Raw genomic sequence first — 23,229 nt, 5'->3', positions numbered from 1 at the left:
TGTTCCGGCGCGCCGTATCGCTTCGCATCGTTCACGCCCAGGCCGTCTGGATCGCGCAGAAAAGCGCATCGAGCCGATCGCCGCTGGGGGTCGTCGGCCAGATCGCGCGGAAGCGCTGCGGGCAACTCAGGGGAAACACGCACCGCCCGGGCTGCTGCGCGGGCTGGCCGACGCGCATGTCGCCGAAGCGTTACGGCAATTGCACAGCGACCGCTTCACGCGCACCGTGGGGCTCCGACCGATGGAGCACCTCCTCGGCTGGCGCATGGCTGTTGCGAAGAATGCTGAGCAGGGGCGCCGCGCTCGACGAAGTTGTGCGGCGGGTAGGCTATGGTTCGGCAAGCACATTCAGCAGCGCTTCAGCCGCCATGTCGGGCAGCTGCCCGGCCGTTATGCGCGTCGTGATCGGCGTGACGAAGGCCGCTCCTGCGTTCGCCCGCGCACCAGCGACGCGACGGACGAAGTTGGTGTGATGATCCATGAGTCTGATCGCGCGGGTGGGCTCGTTGACATGATGCTCTCCTCGCCATGGAGCGATGATCACGTTCGACGATAAAATAGCGCCCGCCCGGTCGGGATTAGTTGAAGAAGATAATCGAAGTCGCCGATGTTCCCAGTAAGGACCGTAAACCCTAGCTTCTGCGCCTGCAGGAACAAAACACAATCCTGAAGGGCACGAAGCCGGGCATCTTTCCGGTAACCCTGAAGGCGACATAGGATGCCTGACAATAGAGCACCTTTTCCAAGCACGTCGGGATCTGGTGCGAACACACGATGCGGGTGCATCTCGCCAACGGTCGTGCCAATCTGCCTGATTGCCGTCTTTGTGCCGGGATGTTTGGGGTCTAGCACGCCGACGGTATGCATAAGTTCTTGGATGGCAATCGTCGAATGATTGCTGAGCCTGAGATCGAGCAGATCGGCCACGACATCTGGGGCGCGTCCCTGCAAACCGTCGATATAGACACAGGTATCAAGCATAAGCTCCTGTCCCGCCTCGGCGGTATCGCCGAGGAAAGGCAGTTCGTCATCCTTGCGACGCGACAGCGTCTTTTGCGGATCGAACCGTGCCCAGCGGACAGACCCGGCGAAATCGAAATCCGTCATTCAGAACCCAAGCTTAAGGGACGGATCGACGGTTCGCCTCGTCTTTCTGAATGTTTTTGCGAAATTATCGTCGAGCGCGACACTGGCAAGGGCGAATTCGATCAAGTCGGTATCAGTCTTAATCCCAGTCTGCTTCTTTGCTTTATCAATCAGCACCGGGCTGATGCGGCCGCCGATCCTCGTGCTCTTTTCGCCCAGGAGACCAGAAAGTTCTGCCGCCCTCATGACAGCTTCGAAACGGGTTGCGCTGATCGGGACAGAGGTACCAGTCTTCTTTACCCGACCGACCTTCGAAAGCGGCTCACCCACCTTCGAAGCCATGTCAGCCATACCTGCGCTAGCTGTGGGTTTCTTCGTCGCTGCCTTAGCCATGAAGCAGACTCCAATGTCGGACATTTCGCGATTTCGTCTAACATAACAGAGACACAGGGATTTTCAAGAACCCGAATGCTCCATCCTTGCGGCGGTGTGGGGCTCATGCTCGTTGTGCTTGGCGCGGGCGGTGTCGTGGACATTCCGGCCGCCGAAACAGTCGGACGGGTTGACCGGAGAGACACTGCAGCGCCTCATAATACACGTACACGGCTGCCGGTACTGGAGTGAGAGCCATGGGCCAGACGCATGATTTCGACATCCTGTCACCGAGCTTCCATGCAAACCCCTTCCCCACGGCTGACCGCATGCGAGCCGAAGGCGCGGTTATCCGCATGAAGCTGCCGATTGTCGGCCACACATGGCTCGCGGTCACACATGACGCCTGCGCAATGCTGTTGAAAGACCATGACAACTTCGCGCGCGATCCCGCCAACGCAGGGAGCAGGACGCAGGCGCGGATACTGCGTGTCCTGCCGAGGACGATCAGCGTTCTGGCGCTGAACATGCTCGGCCACGACGACCCAGAGCACCGCCGCCTGCGCAGCCTGGTCGATCAGGCGTTCCAGCGCCGGACGATCGAGGCCATGAAGCCGATGATCACCGAAATTGCCGATCGGCTTCTCGACAAGCTGGAGGGAAGAACCGAGGTCGATCTCATGGCCGAACTTTGCCGCGATCTGCCGCTTTCGGTCATCTGCGCGATGCTCGGCCTGCCGGAGCAGGATCACAATCGATTCAAGAACTGGCTGGGAGGGCTGCAGGACACGGCCAATATCGGAGCGGTCATCCGCGCCGTTCCCGGCGTGATCCGGGTTGTCCGGTATCTTCGCCGCGTCTCGCAAGCGGGAGGCGGTGCGCTGCCTGCCGGATTGATCACCGCGCTCCGCGATGCCGAAACCGACGGGCAGAAACTCAGCCAGGACGAGCTGGTCTCGATGATTTTCCTGCTCTTCGGCGCCGGGCAGGAAACCACGACCCATCTGATTTCCGGCGGACTGCTCGCACTACTATCGCATGAGGACCAACGCGCCAGGCTGCAGAGCGAACCCAAGCTGATGCCCACCTGCATCGAGGAGTGTCTGCGCTACGTATCACCGGTTCAAATGACCAAGCCGCGCTTTGCGACCCGCGACATGGTCTGGCAGGAACGGCAATTTCGCCGCGGCGACATGTTCGCGGCATTCCTCACGGCGGCAAACAGCGACCCGGCCAAGTTTGAAGATCCGCACCGTTTCGACATTACGCGCCACCCGAACCCACATCTCCTTCGGCACGGGCGCACATTCTGCCTTGGCTTCCAACTCGCCCGGGCGGAGGCCGCGGTCGCTTTCGAACGCCTTTTCACGCGCTTTCCAAACATGCGTCTGGACGACAAGGCGCGGAAAATCGAGTGGCGCAAGCGCCCAGGCATCCGCGCTCTCGCAGGGTTGCCCGTGCGACTTGTGGCATGAGGTCTGTGCTCGACTGCAACCCCACATCCTGGCACAGAGCTTTAGCGGCGACCGGAGACCGTCTAAGCCAGCCACGCCAATCGCGTTCACGCGACCTGTGTCGAACCTTGACATTCCGGGCATGGCGCGGGAGCGCCAAGCGTTGTCCAGTCGCAAATTCGAAAGGTTCAGTCGACTGCCCCGACCAGAACATCGGGATGTCCACGTATCGCGACCCAGCGCCCGGTATCCGTGGACGATTGCCTTTTCAGAAACCTATATCCAGTTTCCGACCAAAGCTTCACGTCGTTGTTAAGGTTGTCGAGCACGTAGTCGCCCTTGTCGGTCTTGACCGTCAGCACTGCGTGTCCCTCGCCGTCCTTCTTTTTGACGACGGTGATCAGCAGGTTTGAAAGCGATATGCCCTGCAGCTCGAGCATCTGGCGCTTAAGCAGGACGTAGTCCTCGCAGTCGCCCCGTGCGTTGTCAGGATAGGACCAGAATTCCATCGCTCCATGAACGGCAAGATCGCTCGCGGGCTTGATCGATCTGTTCACGAGCCTGGTGACGGACGCGAGCTTATCTTCCAGTCCTGCACTCATAACGGCTGGAGGAACCTTGCCTGATCGTATCCTGCATTCCGCGGCATGCCTTCGGCAGAATTCAATGTAGCCGACAGGGGCGGAGGTCCGCTGCCCGATGGCCATGGCACCAAGCACTCCGTCAGCCGAAGCTTTCTGCATCGGCGTGACGGACAACATCAAGCCTGTCAGCAGGCCAGCACACAACCACGCCCGCGGTATCCCAAATCCCATTCGCCCCGCCCAAGGTAACGACCAGAAACATTCTTTAATCTCGCGTTACCATCTTTTCATGAGCACATCAACGCAGCCGACGCACAATTTAAGGCTACGGTGGCGAGCCGACACTCTACGGCTGTCATCACCCGAATGAAGGCCCCAATCCAACAACCGGCTGCTTTAGAAGCCCCGATCACCCCCGGATCGGTGATCCAGGGAACGTTCCCGTGCAGACGCAGTTATCGAAATGTCAGCGTCAGTGGGTCGAAACACAAGGAACGCGGTTGAAATGACCATTCTTTTGGGAAAACCGGGAAGCTGTTGGACGGCAGCCGCCACCGCTACGAACTATCCCCCGCTCGAGGGCTCGATCCATGCGGAGGCCGTTGTTGTGGGTGCTGGCATTGTCGGGCTCACCACCGCGCTTCGCCTTTGCGAGGCCGGTCGGTCGGTGATCGTCATCGAAGGCCTGCGAACAGGCGGCCAGGTAACCGGCCGCTCGACGGCCAAGATCACGACGCAGCACGCGCTGATCTATCGTCATCTTATCGACACCCTTGGCCGGGACCTGGCCCAGGCCTACGCCGATGCGAATTGCGCCGGCGCCATGCAGATCCGCGAATGGGTTCGCAACTATGCCATCCCCTGCGATCTCGAGGACAAGGACGCCTATACCTACACCTGCCATACAAGCCGGCGCGCAAAGATCGTGGCCGAGGCAGAGGCTGCGCGTCAGCTCGGGCTGAAAGCCGATGTTCTCGATCGTGCGCCGCTCCCTTTCGAAACGGCCGCCGCTCTGCGATTTTCCGACCAGGCGCAGTTCAATCCGGCGATGTATCTGGTTGGCCTGGCTCAAGCGGTTACGGGCCGTGGCGGACGGATTTTCGAGAACAGCCGTGCCGTCTCGATCGGCGAGGCGAGCCGCTGGCGCGTCGTCACCGGCAGCGGCACCGTTCACGCCGAGCATTTGGTCGTCGCCACCAATATGACAGTGAAGAGCCCCGTCGGCATGGCGAACCGGACCCAGCCGCGCTGCCATACCGCCATGGCGTTTCGGATCGAGGACCCTCTTGCCATCGAGGGCATGTTCATCGGCATCGACGATCCGACGCATTCCATTCGCACAGGCCGCGACACTGAGGGTCCGCTGCTGGTCACGCTCGGTCCCAAATTCGACACCGGCCAAGACGGCGACGTGGCAAAGCGGTTCGTCGAGCTGGAAAACTGGGCAAGAAAGAACCTTCCGATCGGCGACATTGCGTGGCGCTGGTGTAACGAGGACTACGATACGGCGGACCGGGTTCCGTATGCCGGCGAACCCGATCCCGACAAAGCTCCCGGCTTCCACATCGCCACCGGGTTCAACGCCTGGGGCATCACCAACGGAACGGCCGCGGGCACGATGGTCGCGGATTTGATCCGTGCTCGGCCAAGCCCATGGCAAAAGCTCTACGATCCGGCGCGCTCTTATCCCAAGGACTTCCACAAGAATGGCCGCAGCCAATCGATCGTCTCAAGCGTCGACGAGATTGCTCCCGGCGCGGGCGGCGTGATCGTCAGGGGTGACGAAAAGATCGCGGCCAGGAGAGACGCTGAAGGCGAACTCCACTGCGTTTCGGCGACATGCACCCACAAAGGCTGCACCGTGACCTGGAACAACGCCGACAACACCTGGGATTGTCCATGCCATGGATCGATCTTCGCCGCCGACGGTTCGGTCATCCACGGTCCGGCTCGGACGCCGCTTGCGCCGGCGACACTATAGAGGCTCGGCGACTGACAAGGCCCGGCGCCACGAAACGACGGTGGCAGGCTGTTGTTCCCGTTGCCAGGCCTAAGAGGCGGTCTCTCGCGGCGGCAGGCCGTCAATCCGATGAAGGCTTACACGCACGCCCGCCTTCAAGATCTGGCTACGGCAACGAAAAGCGATTGCCCTTGCCTGTCGATGCGCAACAATAGGGGCTTGTTGCGCTGGCGTGATTTCGCCCATTCCTCTTGGACATCAGATGGCTGTGTAACATTCCGGTTGTTGGCCGAAACGATTACGTCGCCGGGCCGAAAGCCGTTTGTGGCGGCGAGGCTGTTGGGAGCCACATCTTGCACGAACACGCCTGTAGTGCCCGGCTGTAGTCGCAATTGCTGACGCGCTTCATCGGGAATCGGGCTCAGCGACAATCCAAGGCGTGCGTCCGCTGCTTGCGGGTTTGGAACGGCGCCGGTCTGTACCTCCTCGTCGTCGCGCTGACCGACGGTCAGGGCTATTTCCTGTTGGCTGCCCCGGCGGTTCCTTGTGAGCGTCGTCTTTGTCCCCGGCTTTTGGCTCGCAGCCGCGAGCGTCAGATCATGGACGCTCTGGATGTCCTTGCCGTTAAAGCGCGTAATCACGTCTCCTGCCTGGATGCCTGCCTTGTCGGCCGGACCGCCAGGTTCGACAGACGCGACCAGCGCTCCCTTGCTGCCGGATACGCCAAGCGCTTCGGCGATCGGCGGGGTTATCTCCTGGAGACGCACGCCGATGAAGCCCCGCTCGATCCTGCCGGTGCGGATCAACTGGTCGACGACGTTCCGAGCAGTGCGGGATGGTATGGCAAAGCCAATCCCTATGCTGCCGCCTGAGGGAGATACGATGGCCGTATTGACCCCGATCACTTCGCCGCGCGCATTGAACAGGGGACCGCCGGAATTGCCCCGATTGATTGAGGCATCCGTCTGGAGAAAGTCGTCATAGGGGCCGGCCTGAATGTCGCGCGAACGGGCTGAAAGCACGCCGACGGTGACGCTCCCACCGAGGCCGAACGGACTGCCGATCGCGATCGTCCATGCGCCTGGTTGCACTGCGTCGGAGTCGCCCCAGGCAGTCGTGGTCATGTTGGGCCGCGGATCGACCTTAAGCACGGCGATGTCGGTTCCCGGATCGCGGCCAACCAGTCGGGCGGGCAGCGTTTCCTTGTCCGAAAAAACAACGTGGATCTCGGTGGCGTCGGCAACAACATGGTTGTTGGTGACGATATAGCCCTGTGGGTTGATGACGAAGCCGGAGCCAAGAGCCTCGCGCACCTGTGGTTGCGCCGGTCCGGGGTTTCCAAAAGGGCTGAAAAAATCGTCCAACGTCGTCTGGCCCTGGATGATTTGTCGGGTGGTTATTGCGACCACGGCCGGTATTTTCTGGCGCACGATCGCCGTGAAATCATTCGGGATCTCCTGGGCTGCGACCGGAGCAAGACCGCCCGCCGGGAAGATCAGAATTGCGGCAATCAGGCCGGCGCAGAGCTTTTTGTTCAAACCCAGAAACATGGTCCGCGACTCCTTCAATGATCAGTGATCACCATACGACCGTTTCACAACCCTCTCATTCCCGTTAGCGAGCTCGAGGGCGTCGATCCCGTCCGGTTTGCGGCTTTCGATCGGGGCACCTCCTGCTGCTTCTATGCCAGCAAGGTTGGCCCCAAAAACCTCGTCAATGCCGGACCTGCTCGGCGATTACGACGCCGTCTGCCCGACGCCCACTTTCGAGAGCACGACTTGTCGCCATACTGCGCGGGCGTCAATGCGCTAGCGCCGCCCTTAGCCAAGCGAGGAATCTGTTCCCGTTGATTGTCCGGCGAACCCTGGCGGCAGCCCATCGCGCTTGCATCGTCGCACCGACATGGCAATGGCAGACGATGTCGTGCAACTGCCAGTCACTCACCTCGAAGAAGCGCTTCGCCTCCCCGTAGGTGTCGTCTTTCAAGCCCTCGGCGCGTAGCACCGGGTCCTCATAGGCAACGGTGATCGGCGACCCCGCGCCACGCGCCACGGCACGGGCTTCGGGAGCGAGATATTCGGTGCCTGTCAGCGCTCCGAGGCAGCGCTGTGGATTTTGTTCGAGAAGCTCTGCCCAACGCTCGATCCGCTGCCTTCGAGTCATGGTCGGGTATGTCGCCGAGAGCTTGACCTCCGCGATTGTCTGCAGTTGGTCGAGTGTCTGGTGTTTCATGGTCGGCTCCTTTCAATAAGTCAATGCGCCCACGCCCTGGGAAAAAATTATCGCGCCGTGACGCGCCGACAAGGCCGGGACGGGCAATATGAAGAACTCGCCCGCCTGCGGCCGGCACCGGCTGGCGAGCCATCGAACAGGCCAGGTGACCCTTCCCTGCGCGAGCGAGAAACGCCGTCAGGCCGTCTGGTTGTGAGCACCGCCGGGTTGCGAGATAGCGCTCAGGGCTTCGCCGGCGGTAACGTCGTCGCCCGTCATGGCAACGTCACCGAGCGACAGGATCCCGACCAGGCGCTTGTCGCGATCGACGACCGGCAGACGGCGAACCTGGATATTGCCCATGTTGCGCGAAACCTCATCGACATCCTGATCGGAGAAACAGTATTTGACTTCCGCCGACATCACGTCACGCACCTTGGCGTCCGGCCCATTCCGGCTGCGCCTCGATCGGGCGGGACGACGACCCGTTCTTCAGCCGCGCGCCACATCGCGCGCAGCTTTTCGGGCAACGTGGCCTGGATCTTCGCGACCTGACCGCGCGAGACATGCCGCGACAGCGTCGCAAAGACCAAACAGATCGCATCATGAGCGTCGATGGGCCGCGTGTCGGACAAGCGGTCCGCGACTTCGGCGACAAATTCGTCCCGATCCGAGTCGCCTGGCTGCTTTGCCGGCTGGAATTGATCGTAGTAGGCGCCCCGCACCAGAAGCGGCAATTCGGCACCGAGATGCATGGCAAGTCCCAGAGGCAGCCGATCACGCAGCATCTGCAGCACGACCGAGAGCACCTTCCAGGAGAGCTGCCGATCAGGGCCGAGCTCATCCATCAGCTCATCGAGCCAGGTATGGGTTGTCTGAAGCGTCTTGTCGAAGACATCGAGGCCTGCCGCGTTCGTCGCTCTCCGCTCCGGTTCAGGTTTTCCGGAAACGGACGACACGCACATGGTTTCCGCTCGCGGTTTCAAATTCCGCGATTATCGCCTCGCAATCGTCATTGGCCCTGCATTGGCAAAGCGGCTGCTGTTTCACGTCATCCAAGGCCGAGGTCACCATTAACGCACGCGTTGTCCCGCTGCAGCCCGCCGCTTGCCAAAGTGACGGGCCTTTCAGCGGCAACGGTCACTGAATGATTTTGACGATCTTGCGCGTGCCTGGATCAACGACAACGGTCCGGTTGTCGACCACCACGTAGCGGTATTCGGTGTCTGGGACTTCATGAAGCTCGACCGTGTCGGGCAGCGTTGAGCCGATATTGAGCTCCACCCCGGGGATCTTCACCGATGCGAGCGGCTGCTTTTCCACATATTCCCTGATGACGGTCTCCTGTTCAGGCGCGATGATCACGTCCTGAGCGGCAGCGGCGCCGACACCTGCCAGCAGCATAAATCCGGCGGCTGCAGTTGAAAAATGCATTCTCATGATTGCCTCCTTTCACGATAGATTCACCTCTTACGCTACGCTGCCTCACGCCATGCGCAGCGGGGTCGCATATTCGGTAAACGCCATCGGCTGTGGCTTGTTCCAAGCGAAAACTGCTCACGTGCCGGTTCGTTCATTGGGCTGGAACAAAGTTTTCGATCGAAACCACGAGCCGGCCGCGGGTCACGGCCAACCCATGCGCCACACGGGGCGCCACACGGTCATTCCATGGGACGGGAAGGCAGCATGTCTGCCTCGAAGGTGTCGGGCAGGCACGGCGCGGGGTCGCAAATCTTGCGTGTCGATGCGGTCGTGACGACATCAAGTTCCGACACCAGGACCATGTTTGCGTGCCGCCGTGGCCATAGCGGTTCGCCGAACAGAAGGAAGATACCGCCAACCGTCAGTGCCAGCAGCAGGAGCGCCGCAAGATTGGCGAACATCTCTCCATACCGCATGAAAACCTCCCCCCGGCAACGCCTTACGCGCGAAAGAGATAGGCGACCCATGGCCGCCGATGAAGCGACTGAAACTCGAATGGCCAACGCGGTCCCGGTCTCTTGGTTCCCCAGGGCCTGTTGGCTTCGGCTAGTGGAACAGGAACGCCCTGTTGCGAGTTCATATTCATCGCCGGGCGCATGGACGTGCCCTTGTAAATGGCGTGTGTGTGCAAACAGGGAGAACCACCATGAGCCTCGGCACCATTCTCATCATCATTCTGATCATAGCGTTGCTTGGCGGGTTTAGCGGCCTGGGTGGCGGGCCGTTCTATGGCACCGGCTACTATGGCGGCGGCGGCCTAGGTCTTGTGTTGCTCATCGTCATTGTCCTGGTCCTTCTCGGGCGCATCTAGCGCCGCCCGCACAGTTGCCGCTCCGTTACCGCGTCGAGCAATATCGCGGCATCGGCGGGGCAGAAGGCGGCGCACGCAATGAGCCGACGGGAACCGAAATCGCTCAGACGCATTCTATGTCCGCACAATTCCACCAGAATGGCGCAGGCAATACGTGGACTTCGTTCAACAAGCCGATATAGGCCTCGGAGATCCGGGTGTTCCCTCGGCCGATCTGCTGCAGTCGCTGCCTGTTGCCATCTACACCGTCGACAAGCAGGGCCGCATCACCTACTTCAACGAAGCCGCGGCTGAGATGTGGGGCCGTCGTCCCGTCATCGGCCAGGATCAGTGGTGCGGCTCGTGGAAGCTTCGCCAGCTCGACGGCCGGCCAATGGCGCATGGCGAATGCCCGATGGCCGTGGCGCTGCGCGAAGGACGTGATGTCTCGTGGGACCAGGCTATCGCGGAGCGGCCGGATGGCGAACTCGTTCCGTTCAGGGCTCACCCACGCCTGCTCCGCGACGGTGCGGGCAATGTTATCGGCGCCATCAACACACTGCTCGACCTGCGCACGCAGACGCTGGGCGACGAAGCCCGCATGCGTCTTGCCGCCATTGTCGAGTCGTCGATGGACGCCATCGTCTCGAAGGACATGAACGGCATCATCACCAGTTGGAACGATGCGGCAGAACGCTTGTTCGGCTACACGCCCGCCGAGGCGATCGGCCGCCCGGTGACGATCCTCATTCCGCCCGACCGTCTGGACGAGGAAGCCTCGATCATCAGTCGCATCCGCATAGGCGAACGCGTCCCCTCCTATGAGACGATGCGCCTGCGCAAGGACGGCACCCTCGTTCCGGTTTCGCTCACCATCTCCCCGATCCGCGACGCCATCGGGCGGGCCGTCGGCGCCTCCAAGATCGCGCGCGACATCAGTTCCCACAAGGAGAGCGAACGGCGCATTCGGCTACTCATGCGCGAGGTCAACCATCGCGTGAAGAACCAATATTCGGTGATCATTTCGATGATCCGCGAGACCAGCAAGCTGACGAGCACGCCCGAGGCATTCCTCGACCAGGTTCGGGAGCGCATCACGGCGCTTTCGGAATCCCATGATCTCCTGGTCAATGCCGACTGGCGCGGCGCGACGGTCGGCGATCTGGCCCAGGCACAGCTCAAGGCGTTCGCGGCACAACCCCTCGTGTCGATGGCCGGGCCGATGGTGCTGCTGCAGCCAAACGCCGTGCAATATCTCGGCATCGCGTTCCACGAGCTCGCCACCAATTCGGCAAAGTATGGAGCGCTGTGCTGCGGTGGCGGACGCGTCGAAATCGATTGGGACGTGGTTCCTGCCGGTGACGGCGCTGATATCTTTCGACTGGTCTGGCGTGAGTTGGGGGGGCCGATCCTGGACGCTGTCAGGAGGCGCGGATTCGGATCCGTCGTCCTCGAGAGAGTGGCGCCGCAGGCACTCAGCGGCAGCGGGCGGCTGGAGTTCCACGAGCAAGGCGTCACCTGGACGCTCGAGGCGCCGCTGTACTTCGTCCAGGCATCAATGACGGATATCGCGGTCGACTGAAGGAATTTCGTCGCAGCAGTGAAGCTGAGCCCTTTCCCGAGCGAGGCTGCCGCTGGGCCAGATCTACTGCGTTTGGCCCAGTTGGTGAAGAAAGGGCGAAACGGCTCTTTCCTCCAGAACATCGAGATTGCCGCCCCCAGGCAGAGCATAGCAATTGCCTGAGAGCCGAGCGATGTTGCCTGATTCAAAAATGATGAGGCTGTCGAATTCCATGGGCGCCCCGCAGAACTGGGCTGCATGCAGCACAAGGCACTCGATGTCTTCAAGCGCGACGTTGTCCGCGAGGTTTCGCAGCCGAACGGCCTCCGCCACCGCAGTGACATTGATTATGCCCTGGGAGCGGGCGGCGGCCCGAACCTGCAGGTCAACGTCGTGACATAAAGGAGCCGAATAACCGTGTCTCATGGAAAACCTCTCATATGCAGGAGCGGTTTGTCCCTCATAACCAGCATGCGCCAAATCGGCCCGAATGGCAAGCGGAATCTGAAAAATTATTGTATAAAATCAAAAAGTTAGCATATGCCGTAGACTGCACAGTCGACGCCTTGCGATAATTGTGAGTGTTCCACGTCGACGGCGTATGAACCGCCCTTGACGTCCGGTGAGCGTTTTCCTAATTCTAACTAGAATTAGCAAAATACTAACTTTGAGCGGCTGGAGGCAGATATGGCCGAACTGGAAAGACCCGAACGTCTGCAGATCATGCTGACTGCTGAGGAATTGGCTGCATTGGAAAACTGGCGCTTCGAAAAGCGCATGCCAAGCCGATCGGCGGCCGTGAGAGAGTTGCTGCGACGCGGCCTCGATGCGGATGGATTTTTGACGGCAGCACAAGGCGCCAAGTCACAGGAGTTTGGAATTCTGCCCACTTCAGAGATGGTCAATGGAAGCGACTAAAGCGTGTCGCGTCTGAAGGGATTGATGCGACGCGGCGTCAAGTTCTTGTTTTATGCATGTCGTCCAAAACCGCTGCGCACTCTGGGCGACATGCACTACACTAAGTCTCGCCAGATGTGGGAGTTTTAAGCAGCCTGGAAAAGTCGGGCGATCAACAAACCATCAAAAGCCGGCAATTCACTTCGGCTCAGGTCGGCAGTTTGCCGGGCAAGCGGACCTGTCTCAAGTCCAGGACGACAGGATGGTCTCCATTTCGACTGTTTCGACCTGCTGGGCGAACCGTTGATGGTAGACCGTCAGGAGCGCGTCATGCGTCGTGTCCGAGGAACTGCACAGCGCGTCGGTGACCAGAACGACGCGATAGCCGAGATCGATAGCCCCCAAAACGGTGGCCAACACGCAGACATCGGTTTCCCCACCGGTAACAACCAGCGTGTCGACGTGGTGCTTGGACAGGAATGCCTGGAGCCTGCCCTCCAGCCACGGTGAATAGATGTGTTTGTCGATGACGGCTGCCGGCGGACAATGTCGTGCCAGGGAGGGCAAGAGGTCAACCATTTCGGGGTCGAGATTTTCCATCGTCATCGACGCCCAGCGCTCGTAGTATCGCTTCCACGCACCAACCCCTTGCCCAGGTTCTCGTGCGGGCAGGAACCGGGTAAAGACGGTTTGCCGGGCCCGCCTTTCGACAAGGCTTTCGATCAGAGGCAGGACGCGCTCAATCCACGGCGTCGCCCAAGGCGATGGCGATGCGAACAAGCGTTGCATATCGACGCACAGGTGCACGCATGTGTCGCCCAAGGGCCCATACGCCAGTCCCGGCGTCGACATCAGGATATCGACAATTGCGGGGTCATTTCATCGCCCACGCGGAATTGGCGCCATAGAATAAAGGAGGGTCCCTTGTGCATGAATTCAACCTGCTCGAACGCCCTGCCCCAACAAACGCGAAGCGCCATATCTCGTTCCCCCAGTTGGCTGGAACTCATGATAGTCATCGCGCGTTGCCGACAGCCAACTGGCCGCAACTCACCATTGCTCCTTCTCGAGCGCGTCGCCGGGCTGAAGGAATGGCGCCGTCGTGTAAACTTTTTCGCCGGACATGCGTTGTTCATTCTCCAGGCCAAGGAGACAACTATGCAGGTGACCATCAGCGGCTACTGAGGGGGAAATCCTGCGCCATAGCCCGCAACGCTTGTCACCTTTGCGAAACGGCATATTTGGTCGTGTGACCTCTCGCATGGGACGGTATGGCCGCGACGCCAGATAGGACATGGTCGACAGATGTATTTTATTGCCTTGGCGACGGACTATGACGGCACGCTGGCGCAAGATGGGATCGTAGCTGAAAAGACGCTTGCAGCCCTCGAACGGCTGAAGAAAACCGGCCGCAAGCTCATCCTCGTCACCGGGCGAGAACTGCCCGACCTCAAGCGCGCTTTTCCCGAGCTAGGCGTGTTCGACAAGGTCGTCGCCGAAAACGGGGCATTGATCTACACGCCTGCCAGCGAGGAAGAACGTGCGATTTCATCGGCACCGGCAGCCAAGTTCGTCGCCAAGCTGAAGAAACACGGCGTCAAGCCGCTTTCCGTTGGACGATCGATCGTGGCGACCTGGGAACCACACGAGACAACAGTTCTAGAGGTCATCAAGAAATTGGGGCTGGAACTGGAAATCATCTTCAACAAGGGCGCGGTGATGGTCCTGCCGAGCGGTATCAACAAGGCAACCGGGCTGGCTGCTGCACTTGAGGATCTGCGGCTGTCGCCACACAATGTGGTCGGCGTTGGCGATGCCGAAAACGATCATGCCTTCCTGCAGGCCTGCGGCTACAGCGTCGCCGTCGACAACGCCCTTGCGGCGGTCAAAAATACCGCAGACCTTGTAACGCGCGGCGCGCGTGGAAAAGGCGTCGAGCAATTGATCGAAAAACTGGTAAAGCACGACAGGAAACTTGTGCGAAAACGCCGTGACGGCATCCTTCTCGGCTCGGTCAGCGGCGACGAAGTCTACCTGGCGCCGACCGACACGGTTCTGATCGCCGGGAGCTCCGGCATCGGCAAATCCACCTTGGCCACCGCGTTGACGGAACGCTTCGTCGAGGCCGGATTTCAGTTCTGCATTTTCGACCCCGAAGGCGACTATGATGGCCTCGAAGGTGCGGTCCGGATAGGTGATGGCTCGAGCCCGCCGACAAAGGCACAAGTGCTCGACCTGATCGGCAAGCCGGACACGAACGTGGTCGTGAATGGGCTGGCGTTGCAGGTCAATGAGCGACCAGACTTCTTTGCTGACCTGCTCCCCGGCCTTGGCAATCTCCGCTTCCATACAGCGAGGCCACATTGGCTGGTCATCGACGAGGCACATCATCTTCTGCCCAAGAGGCGCGACGACACGCGCGCCGTCCTGTCGTTGGAATTGCCGGGCACTGTCCTGATCACCGTTCATCCGGAAGCGATCTCGACCGATGCCTTACGTCTGGTCACTGCCGTCATTGCGCTCGGTCCCAAGGCCAAGAATGTCATCAAGGCCTTTTGTCGTGAGACGGACACCAAGCCGCCAAAGGATGTTCCGTCGCCCAAAGGAGAGCGCGTGTTGTTTTGGCGGCCGCAAGCTCGCAAGAAAATTGCCATGGTCAAAGCAATTGAGCCGCGCCAGTCACTCAAGCGTCACAGCCGCAAATATGCAGAAGGTCATCTCGACGAGGCCGGCAGTTTCTATTTCAGGGGCCCCGACAAGGCGATGAACCTCCGGGCCCACAACCTGATGATTTTCGCCCAGATCGCTGAAGGCATCGACGACAGGACCTGGGAGCATCACCTGCGCGCCGGCGACTATTCCGAATGGTTTCGCCATCAGATCAGGGACAAGGTGCTGGCGCGCGAAACCGCCGCGGCGGAAAAGGACGAAATGCTCTCGGCGCGGGAAAGCCGCAAGCACGTTCTGGATGCAGTACGCCGCCGGTATACGGCTCCCGCGACGGCCCCGCAGGAGTAACGCAAAGATAGACCTGGGTGTGTGGAGTGAAATCATGAAATCGCAGATCGTCGCCGAGAGCGCCGGACAAAGGACGTTCGTGGTGGTGCTTGATCCAGGCGAGGAAGCGTTCGCGGCGCTTACGTCTTTCGCGGTCGACCAAGACATTGGCAGCGCCTCGCTGACCGCGCTCGGCGCCTTCGAAACGGCGACTGTCGGCTGGTTCGACTTTGGTGAAAAGATCTTTCGCAAAATCCCGGTCCTGGAACAGTGCGAGGTGCTCAGCGCGATCGGCGATGTTGCGATGGGAGACGACGGCAAGCCCAGCCTTCACCTCCATGCGGTGCTCGGATTGAGCGACGGTAGCACGAAGGGCGGACATCTGCTGGAAGGCGTTGTTCGGCCGACACTCGAAGTCATATTAGTGGAAGCGCCAGGCCACCTGCGGCGCAGGAAACATCCCGAACTCGGCATCGCCTTGATCGATCTTGGCGCCTGAAGCCGAATGCGGATCAGGCGCGGTTTGCTGAATTGCGATCCGGGTCCCGATTATGCTTTTTGTTGACTTGTTTGACTTGCCCCGGAGCCTTGGGTGCGGGCTCCCAGCCGAACACGCTGCGACCACCAAGCAGATGCGATTGATCGAACTCTCCAGCGACGATTTCCTTCAAACTGGGGCCTGTTACATAGCGTTCGACCTGCCGTGACTGGTCGTCCAGCCGCTTCAAGGCACCGATTTGTTCATCGTGGCCGAGCCTGGCCTTTTGGACGGCCGACTTCAGTACACCGATCGTCTCGTCATAGACCTTGAGCGGCACGGGGAATGGATGCCTGTCCTTGCCGCCATGCGCCAGCGAGAAGCGGCCGGGATCGGAAAAACGGCATGGCGCGCCGTGCAGCACCTCGGCAACCAGCGCCAATGCCCGCACCGTGCGCGCGCCAACGCCGGGCACGAGAAGAAGCTCGGAGAAATCGGCGGGGCCGCGCTCTGCGGCCGCCGCCATGTTCCCGTGAAGACGGCGCATGACGACATCGCTTTCGCGAACGTCATGGTGCGCCGGCATGACCAAATGCGGCAGCATCGGCTGCTGGTCGAGCGCCTGCTCTGAAGCCTCGGCCGTGCCGCGTTCCAGCGCGGCGAATTCCCTCAGAATGCGATCCGGCCCAAGCTGCTGCAGGAGTTCAAGTTGCCCCTTGCGCGACGCGTCGGCGCGGCGGTCGGTCAGGTTGACGATCTCGCCCTGGTTGGCGCCCTCGATGGCGGCATGCGGCTGGTCGACGAAGCTCTTCAGGCCTTCGGACAGCCAATGGTAGCGGCGCGCCACTTTGCTGTCGCCGTTCATGCCCTGCTGCACCACGACCCAGTCGCCGTCGTCGGTCACGATGAAGCCATGCAGATAGAGATCGAAGCCGTCCTGAACGGCGGCGCTATCAACCTTGGCGACGAGCCGGCTGGCCGTTGCCAGGCTGGTTCCGTCGAAGCCGACACGCTCGCCGATGACGGCAAGCTCGTGCGGGGTCTTTCTTGAATGCGCGCCGCGGCCGCCGCATACGTGAATACCGAGTTCGCCGGAGAGCGGAGCCAACCCGCGTTTCAAGGCGCCGATGACGCTGGTCGTGATGCCGGATGAATGCCAGTCCATTCCCATGACCGCGCCAAGCGACTGGAACCAGAAGGGATGCGCCAGCCGGCGCAGCAGCTCTTCGCGACCGTAATGGTGAATGATCGCCTCGCACATGACCGCGCCAAGGCGCGTCATGCGGTCGCCGAGCCATTTCGGCACCCGTCCGCCATGAAGTGGAAGATCAGCACTTCCCGATCGCTGCGCCAAAGTCTCGCTGCCCTGTTTCCGATGCATGCCTTGCGTTCGACAGATAGGTATCGAATGCGGCGTCAAGAAGCGATGATACCCGTTTCGAGTTGCGCCCATTTCAACACGAGCAGAATGATCAGCGTCAGCGCTGTCCCGGCCGCGCCCAGGGCATATTGGCCACCGCCGAACGCCAATCCGATCATCGTCATCATCCACAAGGTCGCTGCCGTGGTAACGCCGCTGACAAGACTGCCCCGGCGAAGCATGGCGCCACCGCCGATGAAGCCGACGCCTGTCAACACGCCCAGGGGAAAGCGCAAAACGTCCATACGGGCAAAGGAATCCGGATCAGTGCCGACAAACTCCAGCAGAATAGTGGCCTTCGTCATCGCATCGCGGCGGCCAGCCCGACCAGGATTGTCGTCCTGAGGCCTGCCGCGTGTCCGCGCCTCCCGGTCGAGGCCGATCAATGAACCGGCGAGCACGGTCAGAAGCAGGCGTGCCGCAATGTCCTGCCAAACCGGGATGAGAGACACCAGCAAACCCTGACCGCTGGCGTTTGGATTACGAGCTGATTGATCGCAACTCAATTCAGCCAGGGCCATCCGGGTTCCATCGGCGGCGGGTTGCCGGTTACCGATCGGCTGGATTTCCGACCGCCGGATCGCGGCGTCTTGAGTATTTTTCGACACGCGGTAGATCGTCGTGAAATTCCACCCACGGCAGCTTCATGTCCCAATAGGCATGAGCCTGCGGCGCAAAGCGTTCGGGGTGGTCGAAGAAACCGATCGTCACATAGAGTTCTTCGCGAAGCCCCTGGTCGAGATAGGCTATGGATGTCCCGCAATCGGCGCAGAAGGTGCGGAGCACGCCTGGGGTCCTTGAGAACGTTTTCGGCGTGCCGGTCAGCAATCTGAATTGGGCCGGTCGATAGCCGACCCAGACGGTCAGCGGGCTCCCTATGGCCTTGCGGCAATCGTCATCGTGATCGGAGCAAATCCAGAACGGGTCACCATGCATCTCAGCCCTTATGCAACCGCAAAAGCAGGAGCCGGTCTCGATCCTGGTCATCGGGCCACCAGTTTTGATGACCGCAAGGTCCGCAGGGTGATCGAATAGCGATGCGCAGCAACCGGGGGGATGCTGTGCTCCCATTCGTTGCGCGCCGGGCCTGTCATCAGGTAAGCCGACCTTGGCTCGATGACGATGGTCTGGCGATCCCACCTCGTGCCGTTCTTCCGGCGGAGCCGAAAGCTGCATGGCGCAAGAAGAGAGACGCCGGCCACGGCATCGAAATGCGGCTTGTCGCGATGCCAGCCGATACCCGCGCCGGGTCGGTACTCGTTGATCAAAACCTGCACGAAAGCGTCGACGGGCAATTGCGCAAATGCCGCCACCTTCTGCCTGAGCGGCATCAGAAAAGCAGGGATCGCCAGCGCCTCGACGACTTTGCGTTGGTCGAAATCATAGCGCAGGCCAAAACCAGCGACGCGCCGGTTTGCCAGGTGGCCATGGAAGTCGAAGGGCTGGAAGGGTAGACTTTCGAGCTGCCGCACCAATTCAGCCTCTTCCTGCGCCGTAATCAGCTCCGGCCGGTAGCGAAATCCTTCCGGCAGATCGTCAAGCACGCGAAAGTCGGGCGCACGAAACAGGTCGCCTTGGCCGGCAAATTCCGGCTGCCTGGTTTTGATCGATGGCATCAACCCTAATTGGTGAAGGTGGCCGGCGGCGGCAAGGCCTTGGAGGCGCGAAGCCGGCCGGATCAGCACTTCCATTTCCCGCACGAGACGGAACCGAGTGTTGGGAAATGCCGTCAACCGCCATCCAAAGCATGAATTACGGTCAAGCGACCAGAACCCTCTCCGTGTGGTTCGTCCCAAGCGGACATCGCTATGATTACGACGCCGTGCCGCCGCAGACCTAGGCTGCATTCGGCAAAGCCTCGTCAAGAGGCCGGTTCTCCAATGCGTTCATTCGAAATCGGTACAGCTACCATCAGCTGAGAGCCGGCGCCCCTGTCCAATCGAATCCGGGAGACTCGGGCCGGCCGGCCGATCCTTCATTGCGCCGGCGTCGTACCGGGCTGATCGCCGCCCGTGGTCGTCTTGGGCTGAGGATCCTTGTCGACCGCGGGATCTTGCTCGACGGTGTTGGTGTTGCTCTGTGTCGGTTCAGTGCTGTGAGGACCGTTCAGCGTGGCAGTCACCGCAACGTCCGGCGGGCGCCAGTCCTGCCGACAGGGCTACGGACCAGTCGCCATAAGTCCAATCCAAGAAGCTTCAGGCAAGAAACGGCACCAAGGTCCTTCGTGAAGAATACATCCAAGTCTCGACGGCCCCTGAAGGATTTCTAAAGACCTTGCTGCAACGATTGCCGCCGGGAGGCTCAGACATGCCACCTTCAAAATCTATGGCTGAAACGCCGGCCGCGACATTTCCGGCAGAAGATCTTGATGCTCTGCGGCGTGTGCTCGACGCTGTGCCACATCCGATATTCATCAAGGACGACCAGCACCGTTTTGTCGTGCTGAATCAAAGCATGTGCAAGCTCATGGGGCATCGACACGAGCACCTGGTCGGCAAGACCGATCACGACTTCCTGCCAAAGGAGATTGCAGACGTCTTTCGGCGGATCGACCGGCTGGTGCTGGAGACAGACGACATCAACGAAAACGAGGAGTTCATCCCCGGCAATCACGGAGAGATTCGCACCATCCTGACCCGAAAGAAACGGGCCTGCCTTGCCAACGGCACCCGCCTCGTCATCGGTTCTTTGTCCGACATCACCGAACTGAAACAGCGTGAGGCCTCGTCGCGACTTCTATTCGACAGCAATCCTATCCCGATGTGGGTGTACGAGAGGGGCAGCTTGCGGTTTCTGGCTGTCAACGATGCTGCGGTCGAGAGTTACGGCTACACTCGAGAGCAGTTCCTGGCGATGACATTGCTCGACATCAGGCCGGCTGAGGACGCCGACGCAGTCCGCAAGATGGCGGGAACGAAAAGGGACAGTTATGACACTGGCCAGACATGGCGTCACCTGAAGGTGGACGGAAGCCTTGTCGACGTCATCGTCTACTCTCAGAGGTTCCAGTACGAAGGCCGCGCGGCGGCAATGGTGGCGGTCGTCGATGTGACTGAACGTAAGCGGGCAAATGACGAACTGCGCCGCACCCGCGAATTTCTCGACACGATCATTGAAAACGTCCCCGCCATGCTTTTCGTCAAGGAAGCTCGAAATCACAGCTACATCCTGATGAACCGCGCGGGCGAGGAATTGCTCGGCATTCCCCGCGAGGAACTGATCGGCAAGACGGATTACGACCTCTTTCCAAGGGATGAGGCGGATTCGTTCTTCATTCGCGACCAGCAAGTGTTGCGCGCCGATCGTCTGCAGATCGCGGAGGAGGAGACTGTCCGCACGCGCGCCAATGGAATGCGCGACCTCATGATGAAGAGACTGGCAGTCGATAGCGACGACGGAAAAAACAAATACCTGCTCGGCGTTGCCGAAGACATAACCGAGCGCAAGCGCGCCGCGGCGCGCATTGCCCATCTGGCAAACCACGACGCGCTTACCGATCTTCCAAACCGTCCCGCCTTTGCGGAGCGTTTGAATTTCACCATCGAGCGGGCGTCATCGAACAGCGAGCGCTTCGCGGTGCTGTGTCTCGACCTGGACGGGTTCAAGGATATCAACGACGTGTTTGGTCACTCGGCCGGGGACGAACTTCTGCGCAAAATGTCGAACCGTCTTGCCGCGGCGGCGAACGGCGCATTCCTGGCCCGCATTGGCGGCGACGAATTCACCCTCATTGTCACCGACGACCCGCAGCCCGCGACCGCGGTGGCGCTTGCCGATCGTCTCCTGGAAACGGTGGCGGAAGATTTCGACATCGAGGGTCATAATCTGCGCGTCGGCCTGAGCATCGGGATTGCTTTCTTCCCAAACGACGGCACGACCGCGGCCACGCTCCTCAGCAATGCGGACGCCGCGCTTTATCGTGCAAAGGCTGCGGGTCGCGGCGTGTTTCGCGTATTCGAAGCCGATATGGACAGGCGGTTGCGTGAACGACGCGTCCTTCAGCAGGATCTCCGGTCGGCGATGCTTCGCAAGGAGCTGATGTTGTACTATCAGCCACAGGCCCTGGTCTCCGGCGAGATCATCGGCTTTGAGGCCTTGGCTCGCTGGCGACATGCAGTGCATGGCATGGTTTCACCATCCAAGTTCATCCCGCTGGCTGAAGAAAGCGGATTGATCATTCCGATCGGCGAATGGATTCTGCGTGAGGCCTGTCGGGAAGCTGCATCCTGGGCGAATCCCATCCAGATCGCGGTCAATCTTTCGCCGGTCCAGTTCCGTCACGGCAATCTTCCGGCTTTGGTGCACACAATCCTGCTCGAGACCGGCCTTAATCCTGGCCGGCTGGAGCTCGAAATTACCGAGGGCGTGCTGTTTGACGACTTTTCACGCGCGAGTTCGATCCTCAGGCGGCTGAAAACGCTTGGCGTGAAAATAGCCATGGACGATTTTGGCACCGGTTACTCGTCCCTTTCCTACCTGCAATCCTTCCCGTTCGATAAGATCAAGATCGATCAATCCTTCGTCGCCAAGCTCAAGAACACACCTCAATCCGGCGCCATCATCCGCGCCATCGTCGGATTGGGACGCGGGCTCTCCATGAATATCGTCGCGGAAGGCGTGGAAACATCGGCGCAACTTGATTTCCTGCGTGCAGAAGATTGCAATGCGGTGCAGGGCTATCTGGTCGGCCGGCCTTACCCCATCGAGCGATATGCCAGCAAGATCGGCCGGCATGAGAGTGCAGCCTCGACCCGGCGACCTGCGTTGCGCGCTACCCGTTAGAAAATCACGGGTTGTGTGCGTCAAACTCTGCAAAAAGGGGCGGCCATGGTGGTGGTCATGCGGCTTGGCGCAGAGCGAGCTTCTTGTGCGGGCGCTTAGTCTTACTGCGTCATAGCGAGCCGCACTTCAATTGAATGAGCTCAATTGACGTTTAAGGACAAAGAAGCGTCAAAGGAACTAATCCTGGCGCCGCCACGTTGCATTTCCAGTGCAACGCTTGTGACCGTGAGGATGTTGTCTTTTGGCGCCGAGAGCAAATTGGAAGGGCTTCCTGAAGATTGGCGAGCTTGGCTGTCCGGTGGCGCTCTATACCGCAGCTTCGACCTCCGAGCGGATCGCCTTCCACACGATAAACCGCGCCACGGGACATAGGGTGCATCGCGCATTCGTCGACAGCGATACCGGCAAACCCGTCGAGAAGGACGATCAGGTCAAAGGCTATGAGATCAGCTCGGGTGACTACGTCATGCTAGAACCCGACGAGGTCGCAGACGCTGTCCCCGAGAGCGACAAGACGCTGTCGGTCTCGGCCTTCATCGGCTGTTCGGAGGTCGACGACGTGTATTTCGACAAGCCGTATTACCTCGCCCCGCCGGACAAACATGCGCAAGAAGCGTTTGGGCTGATCCGCGAAGGCATGCGCAGGAAGAAAGTCGCCGCGATCGCCCAGGCCGTCCTGTTCCGGCGTGTCCGCACCCTGCTCATTCGGGCTTATGACGAAGGGCTGGTCGCGACGACGCTGAACTTCGACTACGAAGTGCGCTCGGCGGACGAGGCCTTCGACGACGTCCCGGACCTGAAGATCAAGGGCGAGATGCTCGAACTGGCCGAACACATCATCAACACCAAGAAAGGCAAGTTCGATCCAACCAAATTCGACGACCGCTATGAGACGGCGCTTGCCGAGCTTGTAAAGGCAAAGCTCGAAGGCAGGAAGATCGCAATTCCGAAGCAGCCCAAGCGGGAGAAGGTCGTCGATCTTATGGAAGCGCTGCGCCAAAGTGCCGGCGTTGGCGGCAAGCCGCCTTCGACAAGAAAGCCCCCGGTAAAGTCAAAGCCGGCGCGCCGCGCAAAGGCGAAGGAGACTGGGGCGCGCCGGAAGGCCGGCTGACAGATGGCGATTGAGACCTACCGCAAGAAACGCAACTATCTATT

At 60.4% G+C, this 23,229-nt stretch carries 25 protein-coding genes and 2 pseudogenes; 12 read left to right on the top strand and 15 right to left on the bottom strand.

Features of this window, described 5'->3' with window-relative positions:
- Positions 1-109 precede the first annotated feature (109 nt).
- Positions 110-556 (top strand): annotated as a pseudogene (locus tag IQ26_RS41620) (helix-turn-helix domain-containing protein); the annotation flags it as partial.
- On the opposite strand, the gene IQ26_RS27500 reads toward IQ26_RS41620, so the two are convergent.
- Positions 541-1,107, bottom strand: coding sequence for a type II toxin-antitoxin system VapC family toxin (locus IQ26_RS27500; RefSeq protein ID WP_145721509.1), 567 nt, complete (start codon positions 1,105-1,107; stop codon positions 541-543). The pseudogene IQ26_RS41620 and the gene IQ26_RS27500 sit on opposite strands and share 16 nt — an antisense overlap.
- Positions 1,108-1,479: a hypothetical protein gene (locus IQ26_RS40595; protein WP_240547259.1), complete on the bottom strand. Its 372-nt coding sequence runs from the start codon at positions 1,477-1,479 to the stop codon at positions 1,108-1,110.
- 236 nt (positions 1,480-1,715) lie between these two features.
- On the opposite strand from IQ26_RS40595, the gene IQ26_RS27490 reads away from it, so the two are divergent.
- On the top strand, positions 1,716-2,933 hold the full coding sequence (locus IQ26_RS27490; RefSeq protein ID WP_145721508.1) for a cytochrome P450 family protein: 1,218 nt from the start codon (positions 1,716-1,718) through the stop codon (positions 2,931-2,933).
- Positions 2,934-3,100: 167 nt separating this feature from the next.
- Here the strand turns inward: IQ26_RS27490 and IQ26_RS27485 are convergent, their stop codons facing one another.
- A complete protein-coding gene (locus tag IQ26_RS27485; protein WP_240547258.1) occupies positions 3,101-3,673 on the bottom strand; it encodes a transglutaminase-like cysteine peptidase in 573 nt (190 codons plus the stop codon).
- 328 nt (positions 3,674-4,001) lie between these two features.
- Between IQ26_RS27485 and IQ26_RS27480 the strand changes: the two genes are divergently transcribed.
- A complete protein-coding gene (locus IQ26_RS27480) occupies positions 4,002-5,477 on the top strand; it encodes an FAD-dependent oxidoreductase (protein ID WP_145721506.1) in 1,476 nt (491 codons plus the stop codon).
- Between the two features lie 134 nt (positions 5,478-5,611).
- Here IQ26_RS27480 and IQ26_RS27475 read toward each other — a convergent pair whose 3' ends face one another.
- The 6 genes and pseudogenes from IQ26_RS27475 to IQ26_RS27450 form a co-directional block, all read right to left on the bottom strand.
- Entirely contained in the window at positions 5,612-7,006 is a 1,395-nt protein-coding gene (locus IQ26_RS27475) for a Do family serine endopeptidase (RefSeq protein WP_145721505.1), read from the bottom strand.
- Positions 7,007-7,256: 250 nt separating this feature from the next.
- Positions 7,257-7,688, bottom strand: coding sequence for a hypothetical protein (locus IQ26_RS27470; protein ID WP_145721504.1), 432 nt, complete (start codon positions 7,686-7,688; stop codon positions 7,257-7,259).
- A 177-nt stretch (positions 7,689-7,865) separates the two neighbouring features.
- Positions 7,866-8,117, bottom strand: a pseudogene (locus IQ26_RS27465) (CBS domain-containing protein); the annotation flags it as partial.
- Positions 8,090-8,626, bottom strand: a complete 537-nt coding sequence (locus IQ26_RS27460; protein WP_240547257.1) for a DUF2267 domain-containing protein — start codon at positions 8,624-8,626, stop codon at positions 8,090-8,092. The gene IQ26_RS27460 and the pseudogene IQ26_RS27465, both read right to left, overlap by 28 nt.
- Positions 8,627-8,807: 181 nt before the next feature.
- Positions 8,808-9,107: a DUF1236 domain-containing protein gene (locus IQ26_RS27455; RefSeq protein WP_145721502.1), complete on the bottom strand. Its 300-nt coding sequence runs from the start codon at positions 9,105-9,107 to the stop codon at positions 8,808-8,810.
- A gap of 221 nt (positions 9,108-9,328) precedes the next feature.
- Positions 9,329-9,565: a polymerase gene (locus IQ26_RS27450; RefSeq protein ID WP_145721501.1), complete on the bottom strand. Its 237-nt coding sequence runs from the start codon at positions 9,563-9,565 to the stop codon at positions 9,329-9,331.
- A gap of 230 nt (positions 9,566-9,795) precedes the next feature.
- On the opposite strand from IQ26_RS27450, the gene IQ26_RS27445 reads away from it, so the two are divergent.
- On the top strand, positions 9,796-9,960 hold the full coding sequence (locus IQ26_RS27445) for a DUF3309 family protein (RefSeq protein ID WP_145721500.1): 165 nt from the start codon (positions 9,796-9,798) through the stop codon (positions 9,958-9,960).
- A gap of 154 nt (positions 9,961-10,114) precedes the next feature.
- Positions 10,115-11,521: a PAS domain S-box protein gene (locus IQ26_RS27440; protein ID WP_240547256.1), complete on the top strand. Its 1,407-nt coding sequence runs from the start codon at positions 10,115-10,117 to the stop codon at positions 11,519-11,521.
- 63 nt (positions 11,522-11,584) lie between these two features.
- Here IQ26_RS27440 and IQ26_RS27435 read toward each other — a convergent pair whose 3' ends face one another.
- Positions 11,585-11,926 carry a hypothetical protein gene (locus IQ26_RS27435; protein ID WP_145721499.1) on the bottom strand — a complete coding sequence of 114 codons (342 nt, stop codon included), beginning with the start codon at positions 11,924-11,926 and terminating at the stop codon, positions 11,585-11,587.
- A 261-nt stretch (positions 11,927-12,187) separates the two neighbouring features.
- On the opposite strand from IQ26_RS27435, the gene IQ26_RS27430 reads away from it, so the two are divergent.
- Positions 12,188-12,418 carry a hypothetical protein gene (locus tag IQ26_RS27430; RefSeq protein ID WP_145721498.1) on the top strand — a complete coding sequence of 77 codons (231 nt, stop codon included), beginning with the start codon at positions 12,188-12,190 and terminating at the stop codon, positions 12,416-12,418.
- A gap of 222 nt (positions 12,419-12,640) precedes the next feature.
- Here IQ26_RS27430 and IQ26_RS27425 read toward each other — a convergent pair whose 3' ends face one another.
- Positions 12,641-13,249, bottom strand: coding sequence for a cysteine hydrolase family protein (locus IQ26_RS27425; RefSeq protein WP_145721497.1), 609 nt, complete (start codon positions 13,247-13,249; stop codon positions 12,641-12,643).
- 78 nt (positions 13,250-13,327) lie between these two features.
- On the opposite strand from IQ26_RS27425, the gene IQ26_RS27420 reads away from it, so the two are divergent.
- From IQ26_RS27420 to IQ26_RS27410, 3 genes are all read left to right on the top strand, one after another.
- Complete coding sequence (locus IQ26_RS27420) at positions 13,328-13,582, top strand: hypothetical protein (RefSeq protein ID WP_145721496.1); 255 nt, start codon at positions 13,328-13,330, stop codon at positions 13,580-13,582.
- Positions 13,583-13,702: 120 nt separating this feature from the next.
- Positions 13,703-15,415, top strand: a complete 1,713-nt coding sequence (locus IQ26_RS27415) for an HAD family hydrolase (RefSeq protein WP_145721495.1) — start codon at positions 13,703-13,705, stop codon at positions 15,413-15,415.
- A gap of 34 nt (positions 15,416-15,449) precedes the next feature.
- Positions 15,450-15,893, top strand: a complete 444-nt coding sequence (locus IQ26_RS27410; RefSeq protein WP_145721494.1) for a PPC domain-containing DNA-binding protein — start codon at positions 15,450-15,452, stop codon at positions 15,891-15,893.
- Between the two features lie 13 nt (positions 15,894-15,906).
- Here the strand turns inward: IQ26_RS27410 and IQ26_RS27405 are convergent, their stop codons facing one another.
- From IQ26_RS27405 to IQ26_RS27390, 4 genes are all read right to left on the bottom strand, one after another.
- Positions 15,907-17,226: a DUF763 domain-containing protein gene (locus tag IQ26_RS27405; protein WP_145721514.1), complete on the bottom strand. Its 1,320-nt coding sequence runs from the start codon at positions 17,224-17,226 to the stop codon at positions 15,907-15,909.
- 62 nt (positions 17,227-17,288) lie between these two features.
- Positions 17,289-17,900: an MgtC/SapB family protein gene (locus IQ26_RS27400; RefSeq protein WP_145721493.1), complete on the bottom strand. Its 612-nt coding sequence runs from the start codon at positions 17,898-17,900 to the stop codon at positions 17,289-17,291.
- A complete protein-coding gene (locus tag IQ26_RS27395) occupies positions 17,842-18,279 on the bottom strand; it encodes a GFA family protein (protein WP_145721492.1) in 438 nt (145 codons plus the stop codon). Before IQ26_RS27395 ends, IQ26_RS27400 begins: the two co-directional genes overlap by 59 nt.
- On the bottom strand, positions 18,276-18,908 hold the full coding sequence (locus IQ26_RS27390) for an alpha-ketoglutarate-dependent dioxygenase AlkB (protein ID WP_145721513.1): 633 nt from the start codon (positions 18,906-18,908) through the stop codon (positions 18,276-18,278). The genes IQ26_RS27395 and IQ26_RS27390 overlap by 4 nt, the downstream gene beginning before the upstream one ends.
- On the opposite strand from IQ26_RS27390, the gene IQ26_RS41300 reads away from it, so the two are divergent.
- The 3 genes from IQ26_RS41300 (at position 18,902) to ku (ending at position 23,185) form a co-directional block, all read left to right on the top strand.
- Positions 18,902-19,132: a KTSC domain-containing protein gene (locus tag IQ26_RS41300; RefSeq protein WP_338101643.1), complete on the top strand. Its 231-nt coding sequence runs from the start codon at positions 18,902-18,904 to the stop codon at positions 19,130-19,132. The two genes, IQ26_RS27390 and IQ26_RS41300, sit on opposite strands and share 7 nt — an antisense overlap.
- Before the next feature lie 467 nt (positions 19,133-19,599).
- On the top strand, positions 19,600-22,074 hold the full coding sequence (locus IQ26_RS27380; RefSeq protein WP_145721491.1) for a sensor domain-containing protein: 2,475 nt from the start codon (positions 19,600-19,602) through the stop codon (positions 22,072-22,074).
- 241 nt (positions 22,075-22,315) lie between these two features.
- A complete protein-coding gene (gene ku, locus IQ26_RS27375; RefSeq protein ID WP_145721490.1) occupies positions 22,316-23,185 on the top strand; it encodes a non-homologous end joining protein Ku in 870 nt (289 codons plus the stop codon).
- Positions 23,186-23,229: the final 44 nt, after the last annotated feature.

This window comes from Mesorhizobium tianshanense, from assembly GCF_007830515.1.
GTDB lineage: Bacteria > Pseudomonadota > Alphaproteobacteria > Rhizobiales > Rhizobiaceae > Mesorhizobium > Mesorhizobium tianshanense.
This window is presented reverse-complemented; position numbering and strand designations above follow the sequence as displayed.

Bases quoted from the DNA above. Each gene is read 5' to 3' on its own strand.
- IQ26_RS27500 (WP_145721509.1), bottom strand. From the start codon at position 1,107: ATGACGGATTTCGATTTCGCCGGGTCTGTCCGCTGGGCACGGTTCGAT.
- IQ26_RS40595 (WP_240547259.1), bottom strand. From the start codon at position 1,479: ATGGCTAAGGCAGCGACGAAGAAACCCACAGCTAGCGCAGGTATGGCT.
- IQ26_RS27490 (WP_145721508.1), top strand. From the start codon at position 1,716: ATGGGCCAGACGCATGATTTCGACATCCTGTCACCGAGCTTCCATGCA.
- IQ26_RS27485 (WP_240547258.1), bottom strand. From the start codon at position 3,673: ATGTTGTCCGTCACGCCGATGCAGAAAGCTTCGGCTGACGGAGTGCTT.
- IQ26_RS27480 (WP_145721506.1), top strand. From the start codon at position 4,002: ATGACCATTCTTTTGGGAAAACCGGGAAGCTGTTGGACGGCAGCCGCC.
- IQ26_RS27475 (WP_145721505.1), bottom strand. From the start codon at position 7,006: ATGTTTCTGGGTTTGAACAAAAAGCTCTGCGCCGGCCTGATTGCCGCA.
- IQ26_RS27470 (WP_145721504.1), bottom strand. From the start codon at position 7,688: ATGAAACACCAGACACTCGACCAACTGCAGACAATCGCGGAGGTCAAG.
- IQ26_RS27455 (WP_145721502.1), bottom strand. From the start codon at position 9,107: ATGAGAATGCATTTTTCAACTGCAGCCGCCGGATTTATGCTGCTGGCA.
- IQ26_RS27450 (WP_145721501.1), bottom strand. From the start codon at position 9,565: ATGCGGTATGGAGAGATGTTCGCCAATCTTGCGGCGCTCCTGCTGCTG.
- IQ26_RS27445 (WP_145721500.1), top strand. From the start codon at position 9,796: ATGAGCCTCGGCACCATTCTCATCATCATTCTGATCATAGCGTTGCTT.
- IQ26_RS27435 (WP_145721499.1), bottom strand. From the start codon at position 11,926: ATGAGACACGGTTATTCGGCTCCTTTATGTCACGACGTTGACCTGCAG.
- IQ26_RS27430 (WP_145721498.1), top strand. From the start codon at position 12,188: ATGGCCGAACTGGAAAGACCCGAACGTCTGCAGATCATGCTGACTGCT.
- IQ26_RS27425 (WP_145721497.1), bottom strand. From the start codon at position 13,249: ATGTCGACGCCGGGACTGGCGTATGGGCCCTTGGGCGACACATGCGTG.
- IQ26_RS27420 (WP_145721496.1), top strand. From the start codon at position 13,328: ATGAATTCAACCTGCTCGAACGCCCTGCCCCAACAAACGCGAAGCGCC.
- IQ26_RS27415 (WP_145721495.1), top strand. From the start codon at position 13,703: ATGTATTTTATTGCCTTGGCGACGGACTATGACGGCACGCTGGCGCAA.
- IQ26_RS27410 (WP_145721494.1), top strand. From the start codon at position 15,450: ATGAAATCGCAGATCGTCGCCGAGAGCGCCGGACAAAGGACGTTCGTG.
- IQ26_RS27395 (WP_145721492.1), bottom strand. From the start codon at position 18,279: ATGACCAGGATCGAGACCGGCTCCTGCTTTTGCGGTTGCATAAGGGCT.
- IQ26_RS41300 (WP_338101643.1), top strand. From the start codon at position 18,902: ATGGCATCAACCCTAATTGGTGAAGGTGGCCGGCGGCGGCAAGGCCTT.
- IQ26_RS27390 (WP_145721513.1), bottom strand. From the start codon at position 18,908: ATGCCATCGATCAAAACCAGGCAGCCGGAATTTGCCGGCCAAGGCGAC.
- IQ26_RS27380 (WP_145721491.1), top strand. From the start codon at position 19,600: ATGCCACCTTCAAAATCTATGGCTGAAACGCCGGCCGCGACATTTCCG.